Below are 17651 nucleotides of genomic sequence, written 5' to 3' on the forward strand. Positions count from 1 at the left end.
TTTTTTTTGCTTATCTTCGTGAGGGGGTCAAGGTTTCTTTACTCCCCTTTACTGTCCAGAAAATATGAAAAAACATCAAAAAAGGTGTAAATAATGATAATGAGCGCTGTATAACCCTTAAATATAGGACATGTTAATATTTCATAAGATTGAGGGAAAAGAACAGGAAAAGCAGGAGCAGGGAGAAAAGTAATTACTAATGGGTTTGATTTGCATCATATAGGATTTAATACAAAAACCTTTTATTTCTAGAAAAAGAGAAGATGAAAAGCCTGGAGTGAATTTATCTCCAAAGTATAGAAAGTAAGGAATCTTTTAAAAAACTAAAAAAATGATGAAATTACGGAAAGGTAATGAGTGATTACCTTTCCGTAATTCGTTAATTATTTCTTTGAGCAATTTTATATTCCATCTTAACAGTACCACCTTGAGCCGTTGGTGAAGCTGTAAATGTGTAATTGTATGTCCAACCAAACCAACCATTTTTAACCTCGGCAGAAATGTTGCCTTGCTTGCCTGGTGCGATGGTTCTTGAAACTTTTCCATCAATTGATATTTTTATGTCATTACTTCCGTGTGCTCCGTCATTCTCATCTAATTCGAACTCCCGACTCCAGCTTGATTGATCAACAGAGCCCTCTGAAACCTCCCTGTCTAGAGCTTTGAATACTTCACTTGTAACTGCATAATTTTTCGACGATACACTTGTAGTCGACTCCGCAAAAGCAGGCATAGTATAAGTCCCAACAATTACACCAGCTATCAGAGTCGATGATACTCCTTTGAAAATGGACTTAAGATTCACGATCAAGCACTCCTTTTAATTTCATTTATTATATATACATATTTCGTATTCATAATACAAATAATACCATGTAAAATAATTACAGTAAACATTCTTTTGGATGATAATGTTTGTAACTCAACTTTTGTACCCCAAACATCCCAAATCAGACATGTAAGTCTTATAGCTAGGTAAGTGGAAATTGCGATCTTCTTATTGAGGTACTGCTAATAGCAAAGATTTTCCGATACCCGCAAAACGAAAAAACACTATCCTTTCTCTAAAGTAACGAAAAGGGTAGTGTTTTTTGTGCTATTCAAGATTAATACGTATTCTTTTTTACTCTGTCTATCTACACTGAATTACAAAATCGGACAAGTCAAGATACTACCAAAAGAAAAAACTATCACACCCATTGGGCGAGACCACATTACGCTTGTTTTGAAACCAATGATCAAAAGTATTCCTAAGATGGTTTCAAAAATAGTTGCTATCCATCCTGCTATCGGTACAAGAGCATCTGGTATAAAAGGAGTTAAGGCAGCAACATAATCCGTGTAATTTTCAATATTTCCCCATACGACATTAGGCTTGCCAGGTGTCCCCCATATTCCGAATCGATCGGCTGCAGAAGATAAAAAGCTAATTCCTCAAGCGAGCCTAAGATACAGTGTCATTCATGCTTTCATTTTACATTTCTCCTTCCTTTTTTGAAATTAGTCCGTTAAATAAGAAGATTGTTATTCTTGTTTAAAGGCATCTTTAAGCACAAAAAAGCTCTGACTCATTAATTTAGTCAGAGCTTTTTTTTATGAAGTATTCCCGAGTATCTATCCTAGTTTTTTTAGGCAATACTACGTCCAATTCTTTATTTAACCATGCGAGCGTTTTATTACGAAGATACTTACGCATGTGTTCTTCTGCTTCAAGCATTACCAAATTAATTGTACAAGAGGAATTGCTGGATTCACAGGAGTTGCATTTGTCTCGATAAAGCAGACCATTGCTTACAATATTTTTACATTGAAAAATGGGTTTTGGTCCTTCAACAGCCTCTATTACATCCCAAAAGGAAATATCTTCTGGGGTTTTTGCTAACCTATATCCTCCCTTTACACCAGGGACAGAATTTACAATACCAGCTTTAGATAATTTACCGAAAACTTTTGAAAGAAATGTTTCTGAAAGTCCTTGAAACTCTGCAAGGTCCCGAATCCCGACACTTTCCTTGGAGGGAACATCTATTAAATAAACCAGGCAATGTAAAGCATATTCAACCCCAACACTATACTGCATATAAACTCACCTGCTTTTGATTTTAAGGGTTATCACATTGTATCTTAGGAGTATTTTTGGTGATAGTCAATCATAAAACCCTTCTTTAGGTATATTATTTGTTCCGTTTGACAAAAAAAAATACAGGGTTTATATTAGAGACCGATTCAATCGTCGATTAATTTAATCTTTAATATGAATTAAAAGGAGAGTTTCAAATGAGCAAAACACTTATCATTAACGCACATCCAAAAGTAGATGATACATCGTCATACAGTTTAGGGGTAATGAACCACTTTTTAGAGGCTTACAAAGAATTAATTCCAGAGAGTGAAGAGCTTGAGCAAATTAACTTATATAGTGATGAAGTGCCTATGATTGATAAAACAGTTTTAAGCGCATGGGAAAAGGCAGGCAAGGGCGAAGAACTGACAAGCAAGGAACAAAAAGTAACAGAACGCATGACAGAAGTATTGGAACAATTCAAAAGTGCAAAAACATATGTCATCGTTTTACCTTTGCATAATTTCAATATTCCATCAAAATTAAAAGACTATATGGACAATATCATGATCGCACGTGAAACATTTAAATATACTGACACTGGCTCAGTGGGTCTGCTTAAAGACGGACGAAGAATGCTTGTCATCCAAGCAAGTGGAGGAATCTATACAAATAATGATTGGTATACAGAAGTTGAATACTCTCATAAATACCTGAAATCAATGTTCAATTTCTTAGGTATTGAGGATTATCAAACTATCCGAGTGCAAGGAACAGATGTACTAAATCCGGAGGGTGTATTACAAAAAGCAAATTTAGAAGTTGAAGAAGCTGCTTCAAGATTAGCAGGTAAATAAGAAATAGTATGAAGATCATTGTTGCTTGGGGGGGACTGGAGTAATTGGTCGAGCCCTCCTTCCTAAATTAATACAAAAAGGAAATTTAATGCTCTCTAATGAATATTATCGTATGAGTATTGAAGCAAGACGAAAAATTAAACAAGGGGAGATTATTAATGAAAATCAGGCGGATTCTTTTGACAGCGGAGATTTTAAGTAGTGTATTTTCAATAACTTATTTGCAAGATGATCAAAGTACAGAAGTCAAAGTGGCTGCTGATAGGGTAGGCGCACGAGGGTACTAAAAAGGCTTAATCTTTTTAAAAGGGCAGGCCTTTTTTTGACTATAATTGCTGCCCAATTAGTTGCCCTGAATTTATGAAAAGGGATAAAATGGGTGTAATAAAGTTGCTATTTAAAATTAGAATCAATTCATTATCGCCAAAGCAATAATAACTAATCGGCGAAGAAAGGATAATCAGTCAAATGAAAACATTAGTTATCGTTATACACCCTAATTTGGAAACGTCCGCTGTCAACAAAACCTGGATGAATCGTTTAAAGCAAGAGAATGACATTACGGTTCATGACCTGTACGGTGAATACCCTAATTTTATCATTGATGTAGAAAAAGAGCAGCAGCTCCTGTTAGATCATGAGCGTATCGTTTTTCAGTTCCCAATGTATTGGTACAGCAGTCCCGCGTTACTCAAACAATGGGAAGATGATGTGTTAACACATGGCTGGGCTTATGGAACTAGAGGAACTAAATTGCATGGAAAAGAACTACTCTTAGCTATCTCCTTAGGCGCACCGGAATCTGATTATCAAGCAGGTGGAGAATATAATATCACGATCAGCGAGCTTATCAGACCGTTTCAAGTCACTGCTAACTATATAGGAATGCGTTTTCTTCCTGCTTTTACACAATATGGGACACTTCACCTTTCAAAAGAAGATGTTAAGAACAGTGCGGAGAAATTGGTTGACTATCTTAAAGCTGAGCATTGATCCGGTATTCGCAAGGGAGGCTGAAACAAATTATGTGTTGTGAAAATAAGGGTTTGTGATAGATTTTAATAAACTTAATTTCAAAGTTACATCGAATACTGAATGCAGGGGGCATAGAGCGAGGGCTTAAAACTAATTACAACAGGGCAATGAGTACATATTTCTTGATGAAATGTAGAGTTCCTTGGTCTCTAATAGGTGCCCAATTTATGCTCAGAATTCATGAAAAATGATGAAAATAGCTGTCAATAAAATAAACAGATGCTTTGAATAGAGGCTTTTGTAAATGACGACATGTTTTTATTAGGTTAAGGGCCCAGCGAGTGAATAACCCGTGGAGGTTCAAGTCCTCTCGGCCGCACCCCTTGTTCGGTGCCGCTTCAACGCTGCCTCAGTAAGTGTAATTCCTGGGTTCTCTTCAATAACAGTGAGAGTGTGTACCTCAACCATATGAATGATCTCACCGGTACTATAATCACGTGCTGTTTTTATATAATCATTGTATGAATAAATATACGATCCACTCAATTATTTGAGTGGATCTGTTTGTTTTTTATTTTTTTTGCAGCGGCCTCTATGTGACGAAACAATGTGAATTAAAACCCTTTACGCAACCAGGCTGTGGCAAGATCAATTGCTCCGCGCGCAGCTTCAGTTTTAGCTAAGGCGTTGAGCATCACGAAATCGTGAATGATACCTTGGAAACGTACGGCAGTGACCGGAACACCAGCTTCACGAAGTTTATTGGCATATGCTTCTCCCTCGTCACGAAGTACATCAGCTTCAGCTGTGATAATCAATGCAGGCGGAAGCCCTTGAAGCTGCTCAGTAGTTGCACGTAGAGGTGATGCTGTAATTTCAGCACGCTCATTCGAATTGGTTGTGTACTGATCCCAAAACCACATCATCGCGTCCTTGCGTAAAAAGTAACCCGTAGCAAACTGGTGATAGGATTCCGTATCGAAAGAAGCGTCTGTTACCGGATAGAAAAGTAATTGTTGTCGGATATTCAAGTCACCTCGTGCTTTGGCCATTAGCGTGACAGCAGCAGTCATATTGCCTCCAACACTATCACCTGCAATTGTTAGACTCTCGGGAATCATGCCGTTCTCACGGCCATTTTCAGCTGCCCACTTCACTACTGCATAGATTTCTTCAATGGCTGTCGGATATTTTGCTTCTGGAGATAAGGTGTAATTTGGAAAGACAATAGCAGCTTGTGCTCCAACTGCTAGCTCACGGATGAGCCGATCATGTGTATGCTCATTACCAAATACCCAGCCGGCCCCATGAATGTACACGATGACAGGAAGGTGCGCAGGTGCATTCTGTGGGCGCATTATTCTTACTGATACCTGTCCGCTCGGTCCTCCTGAAATCATAATATCTTCAATATCAACTGGCAGTTTATCAATTGGGTCAGATTGGACCTCATCTACAGCTTCTCGTCCTTTCTCAGGTCCAAGGTCGAATAGATAGGGTGGGTTTGCGGTTGCTTCTGCAAATTCTTGAGCTGCTTTTTCTAATTGTACTTTTTTTAACATAGATCTCTCTCCTTATTTGAAGGTTGGTAACTTTTTTTCCATTACCTATTGATCTTGGCATCTTTCGTCTTACATTGCTGTTGTAATGATTTGTACATCAATATTTCCGCGAGTAGCTTTAGAATATGGACATACTTGATGAGCTGCATGTGTTAATTCTTCCGCTTGCTCTTGAGATACCCCTTGAATTTCCACCTCCAAAACAACTCCGAGTTTATAACCATTATCACTTTCATCTTTTAATAAACTTACTTTACCAGTAACAGCTGATTCGATTTTTAATCGTTTTCTTTGGGCTGCTAAATGAAGAGCACTGTCATAACAAGCTGAATAGCCTGCCGCAAATAATTGTTCTGGATTTGTCGCCGTGGATACTTGATTTGGTTTTGGCATAGCTAAATCCAAATCAATCATAAGATCATTAGATTTTACATGACCTTCTCTTCCGCCTTTTGTTGTAGCTTCTGCTGTAAAATATACTGTCATCATCAAACACTCCTATAAATTAAATTTAACACAATTGAATTTTAATCAATCTAACTAGTGTTGTCAATTAAATTTTTAAAAATTTAATTGTTCTCAATTTAAATTCGTAATTAAATGGCAGTTTAAAGTTAGTGTACATAATAACCATATTGAGAAAATAGGAGATCATAGTATAAGTTATGATTAATTAAATTGTTAGTCATTCAATTTTACTTAATGTAATTCTTGTGCTATTATGTGTAATAATGAATATAAATATTGTGAGGGATTTAACATGAAGAAGGATGATAAATTACTGTTAAGTAATCATCTGTGTTTTGCGATTTATGCAGCTTCCCGTGAAATGATAAAGTTATACCATCCTCTCTTAAAAGAATTAGGAATTACTTATCCGCAGTATTTGGTTCTTCTTGTTTTATGGGAGAAGGAAAAAATATCTGTTAAAGGTTTAGGCGAAGAATTATATCTAGACTCCGGAACATTAACTCCAGTTTTAAAACGACTTGAGGAGCGAGGTCTTATTATAAGAGAGCGTTCAAAAGAGGATGAACGAAGTGTAATTATTACGTTAACAACTGAAGGGAATGAGTTTAAAGAAAAAGTCACATTGATTCCTAATGCAGTATTTGATAAAACCGGTTGTAATGAAGAAGAAATTAAAAGTTATAACAAGGAAATTCGTAATTTACTTAACATGCTGACAACTGAGCAATAGTTTTATGAATATAGATGGTGGGTCTAGCGGGTGAATAACCCGCGGAGATTCAAGTCCTCTCGGCCCCATCAATGATACCAAGGGTTTTGATACCCTTGGTATTTTTGTTTTTAGAAAATTTATCTGTTGCTGCCCACTTTCTCCAGTTACTTATAGTAAGTCGTCTGGTTTGCCAGCCATCTTTTTTAAAGATCCTTTTTATTTTCCTTAATATATTCGCTGTGCTTCTGCTGACTGCGTGCGGCGGTAGTAAATATGATAATGCGATTAATGAAGTGATTAAGCAGGAGAAGAAAGTCAGAAAAGTAATGCGAGGATTCAGATGAGTACAAGAGAGAGATAACGCTTAATTCGTGTATATGATGACGGGAAGTATATTCAGCTTGCGTTTTATCAGCCAGAAGAAAGTTTTCGTAGGCTGACTGCTTATTCTTATTATGAGAAGCTTGGAGATTCTTATGAGGAAATGGCACATATGCCGGGTGATGGTGATGGCGACCGCCTTGGTCTTTATAAGAAAACACCTGATTATAAAGAGGTTAAAGGCAAGGAAACAAAAACAATGTGCTTGTTCATTCCTGATAGGGAACAATTGTTTCACCGTTAAGTTGTTGTGTGAGAGCCAGTATGTTAAAATGCTACGTAGATTTAATAATAAAGTTTAGATTCTAGGAGATTTATTTATGAAGTTGGATGAATTCACCATCGGGCAGGTTTTTCAAACTAAATCTTTTGAATTAACAAAAGAGAATATAATGAATTTTGCAGAAGTGTATGACCCACAATACATGCATTTAAATGAAGAAAAAGCAAAAATGGGCAGATTTAATGGAATTATTGCTTCTGGAATACAAACGTTATCTATTACTTTTAAGCTTTGGATTGAAGAAGGGTGTCATGAAGACGATATTATTGCTGGGACAGGAATGAATAATATAAAATTCCTAGCACCCGTTTACCCTAATGATAAATTGAACACTATTGTTAAGGTTATTGATAAAAAACCAAATAAAAGCCAGACGGGGATACTTACTGTATTGTTATCTACCTATAATCAGAAAGAGGAAAAAGTGTTTGAAGGTGAGTTATCAGTATTAATTAAACGCTAAATGACCTTTGTGGTGGCATAATATCATCGTCACCTTTCATTTTTTATAGGTGTCTGGATGAATTGAGCAATCATCTTAATTAATTGAGTGGACTCTGAGTCTGCTCTTTTTTATTTGTTCAACCTATGTCAAGAAACAAAGGACTAACAATAACGAAAAAATCATCTCGTAAATACGAATTTAAAAATTGCTGCCTTGAAGTTTTTTGCATATTCCTCTGTACCATTGCACCGGATGAATATCTATAATGAGGTTCTATCCTTCAATGTTATGTTTCCTTTTTACTTTTTGGTTTTGTCAGTTCAAAGCTGTACTTTACCATGTCATGGATTTGGTGCTCTGGGAGTCCCTCATCTAAGGTAAGAGTATTCCAATGCTCCTTGTTCATATGGTATCCGGGCTTGATTTCTTCAAAAAGACCACGTAGAAAATCAGCCCTTTCAGGTTCGCATTTAAGGTTGACACATAAGTGTTCGTCGCGAGTGAAGATAAGTGCAAATATTTTCTTATTCCCTTTGTGCCGAATTGCAGTCCAACCATCTCCAAAAGGATGGTCTTCATAAGAGTTTGGAAAGGTTAGGCAGTAATCTTTAATTTCATCATAATTCATTATCAATTCACTCCATACCTCATTATTTTTATATACAGAACATATTCATTCAAACTAAGATTTGCGGTTTCTTTTATATTAATCCGAGATTTCCTCAAGTCTTTGTTTGAACTTAGCTTCTGAACCTTGAGTTGTTGGATAGTAATACTCAACGCCCTATTAAAGAATCTGGCATCATCTGCATTGTCGTTAATTTTTCCTCTGTATCATGAGCATATTTATATCCCTTACCGTAATCTAAATCTTTCATCAAAAGGAGCAGACTTTATGTCTGCTCTTTTTTTGTTCATGAAAAGCCATTTTTTTAATCAAAAAATCAATATCAATACGGGGCTGGATTCAATATGATCCAGTCCCTTTTTGTTTTATTGATTTTCTTATCCCCAGTCTGATAAAAAATTTTCCAGGGAGTTATTTAATAATTATTGGTCAATTTCTCCTTTTCAATAATATCCTTTACCACATCCTCAATTGTTATATGTCCAAGAGCTTTTTCCAAGGCAGATTGGGCGATTTCAAATATTGGACCAATTGTACTTTGAATGTTCCGGCCTACAGGACATTGAGGATTGGGATTTTCATGTATACTAAACAATTCTTTATCTTGAACAACGTTAACTGCTCTATAAACATCAAGTAAGGTGATTTCAGTTAAATCCTTCGCTAATTCGGCTCCTGCAATACCTGGCCGTACATTTACTAAACCTGCTTTTTTCAGCATCCCCATAATTTTTCTTATTAAGGCGGGATTTGTATTTACACTTCCAGCTAAAAATTCAGAAGTGCTAATTCCGTCTGCATTTATTTCAATAAGAGCCAATATATGAATTCCTACAGCAAAACGGCTGCTAATAGACATGATTTCTTCACCATCCTCATTACTTTACACTCTTTATAGTACGCTTGTAACCGAATGTATTACAAGTTTATTTTACTCTAATATGCTTCAAGATGATAAAAGTATTGACAAATAAATAAGTTGTAACTAAAATTATTACATGTAATCAACATGGTTACATTTTAAATTTCGAATTATTAGGAGGACTGGAAATTGAAAATTGGAATCATTGGTGCAACCGGAAAAGCTGGAAGTCTTATCTTGAAAGAAGCGGTAAGCAGGGGACATGAAGTAACTGCAATTGTAAGAGATGCTACAAAACTTAAAGAGGAAAAGATCGCAATCATTGAAAAAAATATAATTGATCTTACATCGGATGATCTAAAAAAGTTAGATGTAGTAGTTAATGCGTTCGGTGCTCCATTAGGAGAAGAACAGGCACATGTAGATGCTGGCCGGGCATTAATTAGGGCATTAAAAGGAATGGATACAAGAGCCGTAATTGTAGGCGGAGCAGGGAGTCTTTATGTAGACGAAAATAAAACTGTCAGTGTAATGGATACACCTGATTTCCCGGAGATTTTTATTCCAACAGCTAAAGGGCAAGGTCGTAACTTGCAAGAGCTAAAGGAAACTTCTGATATTAACTGGACATTTATCAGTCCTTCAGCGGTATTTGACCCAGACGGGAAAAGAACTGGATTTTATCAGTCAGGAAAAGATCATCTTCTTGTGAATTCGAAAGGCGAAAGTTATATCAGCTATGCAGACTATGCAATTGCAGTATTGGATGAAATCGAAAATCCAAAACATATAAATGAACGCTTTACTGTTGTTGGAGAAGCTGAATAAGTTATTGAGCAGAAACAAAGGCTCTCAGCCGCATCTCAATGATACCAAGGGTTTAGACACCTTTGGTATTTTTTGTTGTAAGTGCATTGGCATTAAAAAAGTGCTGACTTCTGCACAAAATCTTTGCGCGAGTCTGCACTTTTATTCTGCAAGGTACGATTATGGGAGTGTTTTTAATCCGTTCTTAGCCGAGCTGATACATGGCTTTTAGAAGTTTTTTTAAAGTGGTTAAAACCAACAAATTTTTTGCCTTCTTCATCCCTTAGGCGGAACTTTAACGACTTAATACTTGTTGCCAGTGTTGTTGCCTTTGAAGTCCCAGCTGTCGTACTCCATGTATAATAAGTATCTTTCCTAATCCTATGTAAAATGATTGAAGGTCAGAAAACTAAATCTCCATCCCGATTGAATCTTTATTAGCAATGGCCAGCCAGGATACAAAAGCGTATGAAGATTATACCCGGCTCTTTATCGGGACAAACTCTCTCCACGCTGTTATTTAGACCGAAACATTGATTGTTTGAAGAACAAACATTACAGTATACCTGAGTGATCGTTTGGAAACATCTGCAGAAATAAAGCTATACCAGTGAACAGCCCTGCTTTTAAAAGAATATCTTGTACGTGAACAAGAAACAGCTGAGCTTTTTTGAAGACACTCGTGATCCATTTTCACGGTGTTTTCAAACCATCGTTATTAATTGGCATCCTTATTTTTCACTGGTATCGACATGTTTCAAATAGCACCATGAATGAAACATAATATTAATTTGCAGTTATTTCCGTTTCGTGTTATGATAAAGGAGAATTATTTTTGTTCGTGTAAAGGATAGTATGAATATCGACTTTTCGTCTTGATGATACTTTGGGCAAGGATAGTAATACAATGTGTAACACACTAGGAGGCAACAAAAATGGAACAAGGTACAGTTAAATGGTTTAATGCAGAAAAAGGTTTTGGATTTATCGAACGTGAAAATGGAGACGATGTATTCGTACACTTTTCTGCAATCCAAAGTGACGGATTCAAATCTTTAGACGAAGGTCAAAAAGTAACGTTTGACGTTGAGCAAGGTGCTCGTGGAGCTCAAGCTGCTAACGTTCAAAAAACTGCTTAATCTTCAATCGTTTATACAAACAGGCTCTTTATATAGGGCCTGTTTTTTTATGTTCTCTGTATCATACTGAATAAAAAACCCTACTCAACGTTCGAGTAGGGACAGATGCTACAAGGTAAGAAAAAGGTTTAAAACCTCAAAGGATTGTTTACAGTATAACATACCGGATTGACGATATGTGGAATATATATAAATGATTTGTTTTTATGTTCTCAATATAACTGTATGTTATTCTTTGTTACAATTCGCATATCTCTTTTATGAAAAGAAGATAAACAATTGCTATTCACTGTGGAAGGAGTTGTAAGAAATTCTTAAAGGTAAAGAGGAGAGTGGTTGTTTTTTCTTCTGGAAATAATCACTTAGACCTAAAACAATGAAAGCCCTGCCTCTCTTCCATCCTTACGGCTCCTTGTCCGTGCCAGTGTGAATCAGGATTACAAAAATCAAGTGACTATTCCATCGAGTTTTTGGTAAAAATTCAAATGTCCGTTGAAGAAATTTAAAAATAAAACAGATTAGATTGCAGGAGTAATAAAAGAGGTTAATGTTCTAAAAGTAAGTTGAAGAAGTTAAACGTCTAATCGTAATTTTCCGAAAACTTAAGGGTGTTTTGGAATGCAAAACATTATCTTACATTAGCCTTAACAGAAACTTTTTATTTGATTTTCAGTGATCCCTTTAATGACTTCCAGTTCACTAATCAAAAATTCATATGCACTATCCAACATTTTTTTTTCGCTTGCATTAAGTGCTTTTTCTTTCTTCATACGCATTAAATCACGTACAACTTCAGCACCTTCTTGGATTTTACCCGTTTTTATTTTGTCTGTGTTTACTTTATATCTTTGTTTCCACGGCAGTAGCTTATCTGATTCTCCATGCTGAAAAATGTGCATAATGTGTTTTAATGCAAGTATATCAGTAACTGGTCGTATATTTAAACTCAATATCTTACGCGTTGGAATCATAACTGTCATATGACTGATTGACATTTTTATGACATAATAATGTTCTTTTTCCTCTAAGAATTCTTTTTCTTCTATGGCTTCAATTATACCTGCTCCGTGCATTGGATAAACAATGTTATCGCCAATTTGAAACATATCATCCACCTCCATATATGGTAACTCAACTTAAGGTTACCATATATGGAGTGAGATATCAAATTTATAATAATAACATGATTGTTTTTTGTTGTCAATAACTTTTTTAAAAAAACAATACCAAAACAAAAGGGAACCATTGAGATTCCAAAAAAGGAAGTGCGATTAGTCCGTGTATGATGATTCAGTTCTCGATGATGCTTATTTTACCTCTTTACTTTCAAACAGCTGCCGGCTTAACACCAGTAGAAACGGGATTTCTTATGCTGCCTGGCGGGATCACGCTGGCACTTACAGCGATGATTGGCGGGAGATTGTTTGATAAAGTTGGTTTTAAACCGCTGATCATCAGTGGTTTAATTCTTTTAATGATCGTTTTAAGTTTATTCACTCAGATTTCAAATGAAACGACTACGACAACAGCTGCCATTCTTTATGCAGCATTTACAATTGGAGTAGGGTTGAGTATAGGGCCTGTGATGACTCTTGGGATAAATCAAGTTCCTAAACAGCTGCATGCTCATGGATCAGCAATCTCTAATACCATTAACCAAGTATCTGGTGCAATCGGTCCGGCTCTTTATACAAGTATTATGGCTGCGGCTTCGCAACATTATATTCAACATACAAATGAAGTCAACAAAACTGTGTTGAACATACAAAGTATGACCCAAGGTGTTCATACAGCTTATCGTGCAGCGATTGTCTTTGCAATTGTCTCTTTCATTTTAGCCCTTACTTTAAAGAAAAAAGACCAGCACCTTGAAACAGATAATGATGATTTATCTTAAGATTAAAACAAAAAAGAAAGGTCGTTTTCTTCTAAAATATGAATCGGATTAGATGGCATGTTCCAGCACATCGGAGATGCTAATAAGGAAAACGATCTTCATATCAATGAAATCAATCCATTGATCGGCGACATAACTAAATATTACCATAGATAAGTTATGAGCTTCCTAAAAAATTGTTGAAGGATAGGTAATAAATTGAACGTAATGGGAATAGAAGTTGGAAAGTAAGGGTGGTTTTTGTTAACCAATTGTTATTAACCCAACTTATCCAAACATATAGAAATGATGAATGTGGAGTTAGAAAGTGCAATGCAACAAACCTTCATTACAAGTGATATGGATTTACAATTTTGAGTGCCTTTTTGAAACACACCTGAATTTTGGGTGTGTTTTTGAACGAATCCATACGTGTCACCTAAAGGAAATGGATAAGATGTGGAATTTTATAAAAAATTTTTATATACTGGAATTAAATCATCAGGGGATTGAAATGAAAAAGATTTAATCATTTATAATATGAAGCGAGTTCAAGAAATGGGGGGCCAACTTATGCAGTGATTGGCTCCTCTTTAAAAGCTCCTCATCATATGAAAAACTTGTTTTGAGGACACTGTACTCCTTCTGCAGTCAAACGCCTCAAAAACTTACAGAAAGAATCCTAACTAGTTATTTGAAAAAAACTCTAGAGGGAATTCCCAGTATATAATTAAAATACAGATAAAGGTTGAATTTTGCAGCTGATAAGTAAAATACTTTTAGTTAAATTCTGAATATTAACATACTTATTTACCATTATGGGGAGGATTTTGTAAGTGGAGGATATTAATTTTTATACACTATTAATAGTAGTATGTTTCGGATTTCTTGCTTCTTTTATTGATTCAGTAGTGGGAGGAGGAGGACTAATCTCTATACCAGCTTTGTTATTTTCAGGTCTCCCGCCTTCAGTTGCTATCGCTACTAATAAGTTAGCCAGTACAATGGGTACATTAACGAGTACGATTTCCTTTATAAGATCAGGAAAAGTTAATTTTCAGTTAGTATCTAAATTGTTTCCGATTGTTTTTATAGGGTCCTTATTGGGTGCTTTAGTTGTCAATTTTATTTCATCTGAATTATTAAAACCATTAATATTAATTCTTTTAGTAGGTGTAGCTATTTACACTATTTTGAAGAAAAACTGGGGTAATGAATCTACTTATAAAAAACTGACTTGGAAAAAAGCCATTCTTTTTTCTTTTGTAATATTCGCTATTGGTTTTTATGATGGATTTTTAGGTGCAGGAACGGGTTCATTTATTTTATTTGCTTTTTTGATAATAGGCTTCGATTTTTTACAATCTGCAGGAAATGCAAAATTTCTTAATTTCGGCAGTAACATTGCAGCTCTAATTATGTTTCTTTTTCTTCATAAAATTAATTTTTTATATGGTGTACCAATGGGTATATCAATGATATTAGGAGCACTTGTGGGATCGAACTTCGCAATTAAAAAAGGTGTAACCTATGTGAGAATGTTATTTATTTTAGTTACTGTTATCTTAATAGGAAAAAATATCTTTGATTTTATAATGCATTATTGAAGAGGGCGGTATGAAAAAAGAAAAAAGTTAATGTATCGAGGTATACGAAATTCATCATACATATGAAAGTTTTGAATGAAAGAGCAGGATGACTCCTGCTCTTTTTCCTTTTAATTGGCTAGATTAAACGCAGACGGTTATTCCTTGGGAAAAACAAAAAAAATTCTTCTATCCATTGATTAGCTTGGCTTTAGCCGGGTTTTTATCACCCTGTTGGGCTTGTCAGATTTTAAAAAGGTATGCTACGTTTATAATGTTTTGTTTCACCTGATTGCGGGGTAATAAAGATAGGATCAGTAAATAATACTTAGGAATCACCTCAATCTATCTGCAACACATAATAAACATATTGGAAGACGTAATGGAAGAACTAAAATAAAGGTTTAGGATACTTTGAAGAAATAAAAGTTTTTTTTTGATTGTGATAATATTCACAATAGAGCTGTATGAAGGGGAATCATTTCTCTAAATAGTCTGCAGAAAATACCAACCACAGCCCAAGGATATATCACTAACCACTTTGGCTTGTATGATCTGTTGGTTGTTTCTCTTTTTGTTGCTTTTTGTATTATTTTTAGTCCAATCGGCAAAAATAAGTGAAGAAAACCATCGGAAAAGCTGAATTTCATCCTTCTTTCTTGGTTTACAATGATATTTGGCGCTGATATGGATATTGGTCCAGTCTTTTAAGGTCCAGTTGAACCAATCAGCCACTATGCCATTAGCTCTCCATCAGGTGAAACAGAAACCCCCAGACTTTTAGAGAAGCATTACGCTATACATTCTGGGATTGCACGCTTGGACCGTTTATCCGCTTGTATCATGTGGATTTGATAATTAAGGAGTTGATATTATTAAATGAAGTTCAACAAGAAAAAAATTAACGTTGTAGACATTCAAAAAGCGAAGAAAAGCGTGTTTGCTACAGGGATAGGAAACGCGATGGAATGGTTTGATTTTGCTTTATATTCTTATTTGGCAGTTATTATTAGTAAAAACTTTTTCAGTCCGGTTCAAAACGATGAATTAAAGTTAATATTTACTTTTGCTACATTTGCAATTGCCTTTTTACTTAGACCGGTAGGCGGAATTATTTTTGGTAAAATGGGTGATAAATTTGGCCGGAAAATGGTATTAACAATTACTATTTTAATGATGGCTTTATCTACTTTAATAATTGGTGTACTTCCTACCTATGATCAGATTGGTGTATGGGCCCCTATATTATTACTCTTAGCTCGTATTCTGCAAGGTTTTTCTGTGGGTGGAGAGTACGCTGGTGCAATGGTATATATCGCTGAATCTTCTCCAGATAATAAACGTATAAGGTTAGGCAGTGGTTTAGAAATCGGCACATTATCTGGTTATATCGTAGCTTCTGTTTTAGTTACAGTACTTTTCTGGGCTTTATCTGATGTTCAAATGAATAGTTGGGGATGGAGGATTCCTTTCTTCTTAAGTATTCCAATCGGATTATTTGGTTTGTATTTGAGAAGTCATTTAGATGAATCACCAATCTTTGAAAATGACATCTCTGAAAACCAAGAACAACAACCAGGTTTATTAGAAGTAATTAAAACATATAAAAAAGATATCTTTTTATGTATCGTATTTGTGGCGTTTTTCAATATAACCAATTACCTATTGTTAGGTTATATGCCTTCTTATTTAGATGAGAACCTTGGTATAAGTGATAATATAAGTACACCGGTTACAGCAATTGTATTGATTATTATGGTACCGTTCGCTTTAACTTTTGGTAAACTGGGAGATAAAATAGGAAATAAAAAAGTTATAACAATTGGATTAGTATTAGGAATTGTATTTTCGATTATCTCTTTCCAATTTCTTAATATGGGGAGTATAACATTCTTATTTATAGGACTTTTATTGTTAGGTATTGTATTATCTGTATACGAAGGTACTATGCCAGGATCTTTACCTACGTTGTTCCATACTGACATTAGATATCGTACTTTATCCTGGACATTCAACTTATCGGTTTCTATTTTTGGCGGAACAACACCTTTAGTTGCTTCTTGGTTAACCCATGTGACAAGAAACAATTTGGCGCCAGGTTTCTATTTATTGGCAGTTAGTTTAATTGGCTTAATAGTTGTGTTAACCTTATTTAAAGATACTTCAGGTAAATCTTTAAAAGGTTCTTACCCAACAGTTGCTTCTAAAGCTGAGTTTCAAGAAGCTGTTGAAAATCCAAAAGATTCACTGTGGTGGAAAATGGAGCAAACAGAAAAGGAATGAAAAAAGCATCCATTTAATTGACCGACTACTTGAAATACAGACTCAGAATAAGCTGGGATTATCCGCGCAGCAATGACTGCAGCTCTTTTATATTCTGGAGGGCTTACTGCTTTGCAAAAGCAGCGTTGCTATTCTCGATCGACATTATTTTATTAGTTGTGTCCTAATAATAAAACATTGACGCAAGAACGAAGAGAAATTAAAAGGTCCGAGCAATACAGCAAAATAAGAAGCAAGAAGCCTTGTTATGCCAGTTCTTCTCCCGGAGGAGAGCTGGCTTTTTATTTTCTATAAGGTCCAAAGCAGAAAACGAGAACTTGTACGCTGAAATCGAGGAACCGTCTTATATAGGACGGTTCCTCGATTTATTCGAGTGCCAGTTTAAATGCAGGTAGCGACGCTCATTTAATGTTTTTTGAGGACTGCCTGTTTTTCGATCGATGGGATGCCAATTTAAAAGTCAATATGATCAATATGATTTTTCCGAGACGTTGCAGAGCTTATGAATAAAAAGGTTTCAAAAACATAAAGTTTTTGAAACCGAATACGAAATATAGTTATACCCTAAATCAACAATATGAAAAAATGCTAATTCCCGAGATATTGTGATAAGTGTACCATTACATCATCATTTTGTTTTGAAGTGCCAACGGTAATTCTGATACTCTTCGGAAATTCTGGATTATTCCCCGAGCGAATAATAAATCCCTCAGATAATAAAT

At 35.4% G+C, this 17651-nt stretch carries 18 protein-coding genes and 5 pseudogenes; 13 read left to right on the forward strand and 10 right to left on the reverse strand.

From position 1 onward, the window contains the following. Positions 1–379 precede the first annotated feature (379 nt). Both ABDB98_RS02535 and ABDB98_RS02540 read right to left on the reverse strand, forming a co-directional pair. Positions 380–805, reverse strand: coding sequence for a hypothetical protein (locus tag ABDB98_RS02535; protein ID WP_438421254.1), 426 nt, complete (start codon positions 803–805; stop codon positions 380–382). 771 nt (positions 806–1576) lie between these two features. Further along, positions 1577–2080: an RrF2 family transcriptional regulator gene (locus tag ABDB98_RS02540; RefSeq protein WP_045925214.1), complete on the reverse strand. Its 504-nt coding sequence runs from the start codon at positions 2078–2080 to the stop codon at positions 1577–1579. A gap of 197 nt (positions 2081–2277) precedes the next feature. Between ABDB98_RS02540 and ABDB98_RS02545 the strand changes: the two genes are divergently transcribed. The 4 genes and pseudogenes from ABDB98_RS02545 to ABDB98_RS02560 all read left to right on the forward strand — a co-directional run bounded on the left by ABDB98_RS02545 (position 2278) and on the right by ABDB98_RS02560 (position 3912). Beyond that, positions 2278–2919 (forward strand): FMN-dependent NADH-azoreductase, encoded by a 642-nt coding sequence (locus ABDB98_RS02545; RefSeq protein WP_438421255.1) that lies wholly within the window; start codon positions 2278–2280, stop codon positions 2917–2919. Positions 2920–2992: 73 nt separating this feature from the next. Further along, positions 2993–3121: pseudogene (locus ABDB98_RS02550) on the forward strand (tetratricopeptide repeat protein); the annotation flags it as partial. Continuing rightward, positions 3078–3206 (forward strand): phosphatase, encoded by a 129-nt coding sequence (locus ABDB98_RS02555; protein WP_076983039.1) that lies wholly within the window; start codon positions 3078–3080, stop codon positions 3204–3206. The pseudogene ABDB98_RS02550 and the gene ABDB98_RS02555, both read left to right, overlap by 44 nt. Before the next feature lie 181 nt (positions 3207–3387). Continuing rightward, positions 3388–3912, forward strand: a complete 525-nt coding sequence (locus ABDB98_RS02560; RefSeq protein WP_438421256.1) for an NAD(P)H-dependent oxidoreductase — start codon at positions 3388–3390, stop codon at positions 3910–3912. A gap of 596 nt (positions 3913–4508) precedes the next feature. Here the strand turns inward: ABDB98_RS02560 and ABDB98_RS02565 are convergent. Together ABDB98_RS02565 and ABDB98_RS02570 are read right to left on the reverse strand one after the other, a co-directional pair. Further along, the gene (locus ABDB98_RS02565; RefSeq protein ID WP_060963514.1) at positions 4509–5456 is read right to left on the reverse strand and encodes an alpha/beta hydrolase; all 948 of its coding nucleotides are present in this window, start codon (positions 5454–5456) and stop codon (positions 4509–4511) included. A gap of 69 nt (positions 5457–5525) precedes the next feature. Beyond that, a complete protein-coding gene (locus ABDB98_RS02570) occupies positions 5526–5945 on the reverse strand; it encodes an organic hydroperoxide resistance protein (protein ID WP_060963513.1) in 420 nt (139 codons plus the stop codon). A 271-nt stretch (positions 5946–6216) separates the two neighbouring features. Here ABDB98_RS02570 and ABDB98_RS02575 point away from each other — a divergent pair, with 271 nt between their 5' ends. The 3 genes and pseudogenes from ABDB98_RS02575 (at position 6217) to ABDB98_RS02585 (ending at position 7766) form a co-directional block, all read left to right on the forward strand. Next, positions 6217–6657 carry a MarR family winged helix-turn-helix transcriptional regulator gene (locus ABDB98_RS02575; RefSeq protein WP_060963512.1) on the forward strand — a complete coding sequence of 147 codons (441 nt, stop codon included), beginning with the start codon at positions 6217–6219 and terminating at the stop codon, positions 6655–6657. 164 nt (positions 6658–6821) lie between these two features. Then, positions 6822–7264 (forward strand): annotated as a pseudogene (locus ABDB98_RS02580) (cystatin-like fold lipoprotein). Between the two features lie 76 nt (positions 7265–7340). After that, positions 7341–7766: a MaoC family dehydratase gene (locus tag ABDB98_RS02585; RefSeq protein ID WP_003156152.1), complete on the forward strand. Its 426-nt coding sequence runs from the start codon at positions 7341–7343 to the stop codon at positions 7764–7766. Between the two features lie 268 nt (positions 7767–8034). Here the strand turns inward: ABDB98_RS02585 and ABDB98_RS02590 are convergent, their stop codons facing one another. From ABDB98_RS02590 to ABDB98_RS02600, 3 genes are all read right to left on the reverse strand, one after another. Beyond that, on the reverse strand, positions 8035–8376 hold the full coding sequence (locus ABDB98_RS02590; RefSeq protein WP_015239219.1) for an MmcQ/YjbR family DNA-binding protein: 342 nt from the start codon (positions 8374–8376) through the stop codon (positions 8035–8037). A gap of 148 nt (positions 8377–8524) precedes the next feature. Then, entirely contained in the window at positions 8525–8626 is a 102-nt protein-coding gene (locus tag ABDB98_RS02595) for a hypothetical protein (RefSeq protein ID WP_438421258.1), read from the reverse strand. A gap of 165 nt (positions 8627–8791) precedes the next feature. Next, a complete protein-coding gene (locus ABDB98_RS02600) occupies positions 8792–9235 on the reverse strand; it encodes an Rrf2 family transcriptional regulator (RefSeq protein ID WP_438421259.1) in 444 nt (147 codons plus the stop codon). 192 nt (positions 9236–9427) lie between these two features. On the opposite strand from ABDB98_RS02600, the gene ABDB98_RS02605 reads away from it, so the two are divergent. Continuing rightward, on the forward strand, positions 9428–10066 hold the full coding sequence (locus tag ABDB98_RS02605) for an NAD(P)-dependent oxidoreductase (protein ID WP_438421260.1): 639 nt from the start codon (positions 9428–9430) through the stop codon (positions 10064–10066). 173 nt (positions 10067–10239) lie between these two features. Here ABDB98_RS02605 and ABDB98_RS02610 read toward each other — a convergent pair. Continuing rightward, a pseudogene (locus ABDB98_RS02610) lies at positions 10240–10368 on the reverse strand (fatty acid desaturase); the annotation flags it as partial. A 612-nt stretch (positions 10369–10980) separates the two neighbouring features. On the opposite strand from ABDB98_RS02610, the gene cspC reads away from it, so the two are divergent. Next, on the forward strand, positions 10981–11184 hold the full coding sequence (gene cspC / locus ABDB98_RS02615; RefSeq protein WP_003156143.1) for a cold shock protein CspC: 204 nt from the start codon (positions 10981–10983) through the stop codon (positions 11182–11184). A gap of 644 nt (positions 11185–11828) precedes the next feature. On the opposite strand, the gene ABDB98_RS02620 is transcribed toward cspC, so the two are convergent. Further along, on the reverse strand, positions 11829–12290 hold the full coding sequence (locus tag ABDB98_RS02620; protein WP_438421261.1) for a CarD family transcriptional regulator: 462 nt from the start codon (positions 12288–12290) through the stop codon (positions 11829–11831). 179 nt (positions 12291–12469) lie between these two features. Here ABDB98_RS02620 and ABDB98_RS02625 point away from each other — a divergent pair, with 179 nt between their 5' ends. After that, positions 12470–13081 (forward strand): MFS transporter, encoded by a 612-nt coding sequence (locus ABDB98_RS02625; RefSeq protein ID WP_438422099.1) that lies wholly within the window; start codon positions 12470–12472, stop codon positions 13079–13081. Between the two features lie 54 nt (positions 13082–13135). Here the strand turns inward: ABDB98_RS02625 and ABDB98_RS02630 are convergent. Further along, positions 13136–13213: pseudogene (locus tag ABDB98_RS02630) on the reverse strand (hypothetical protein); the annotation flags it as partial. Between the two features lie 683 nt (positions 13214–13896). Between ABDB98_RS02630 and ABDB98_RS02635 the strand changes: the two are divergent. From ABDB98_RS02635 to ABDB98_RS02645, 3 genes and pseudogenes are all read left to right on the forward strand, one after another. Next, positions 13897–14667 carry a TSUP family transporter gene (locus tag ABDB98_RS02635; protein WP_016937142.1) on the forward strand — a complete coding sequence of 257 codons (771 nt, stop codon included), beginning with the start codon at positions 13897–13899 and terminating at the stop codon, positions 14665–14667. Between the two features lie 453 nt (positions 14668–15120). Further along, positions 15121–15490 (forward strand): annotated as a pseudogene (locus tag ABDB98_RS02640) (BCCT family transporter); the annotation flags it as partial. A gap of 35 nt (positions 15491–15525) precedes the next feature. Continuing rightward, a complete protein-coding gene (locus ABDB98_RS02645; RefSeq protein ID WP_438421262.1) occupies positions 15526–16929 on the forward strand; it encodes an MFS transporter in 1404 nt (467 codons plus the stop codon). Positions 16930–17651 lie beyond the last annotated feature (722 nt).

Origin of the sequence: Bacillus siamensis (assembly GCF_051628075.1) — a bacterium.
Lineage (GTDB): Bacteria > Bacillota > Bacilli > Bacillales > Bacillaceae > Bacillus > Bacillus siamensis.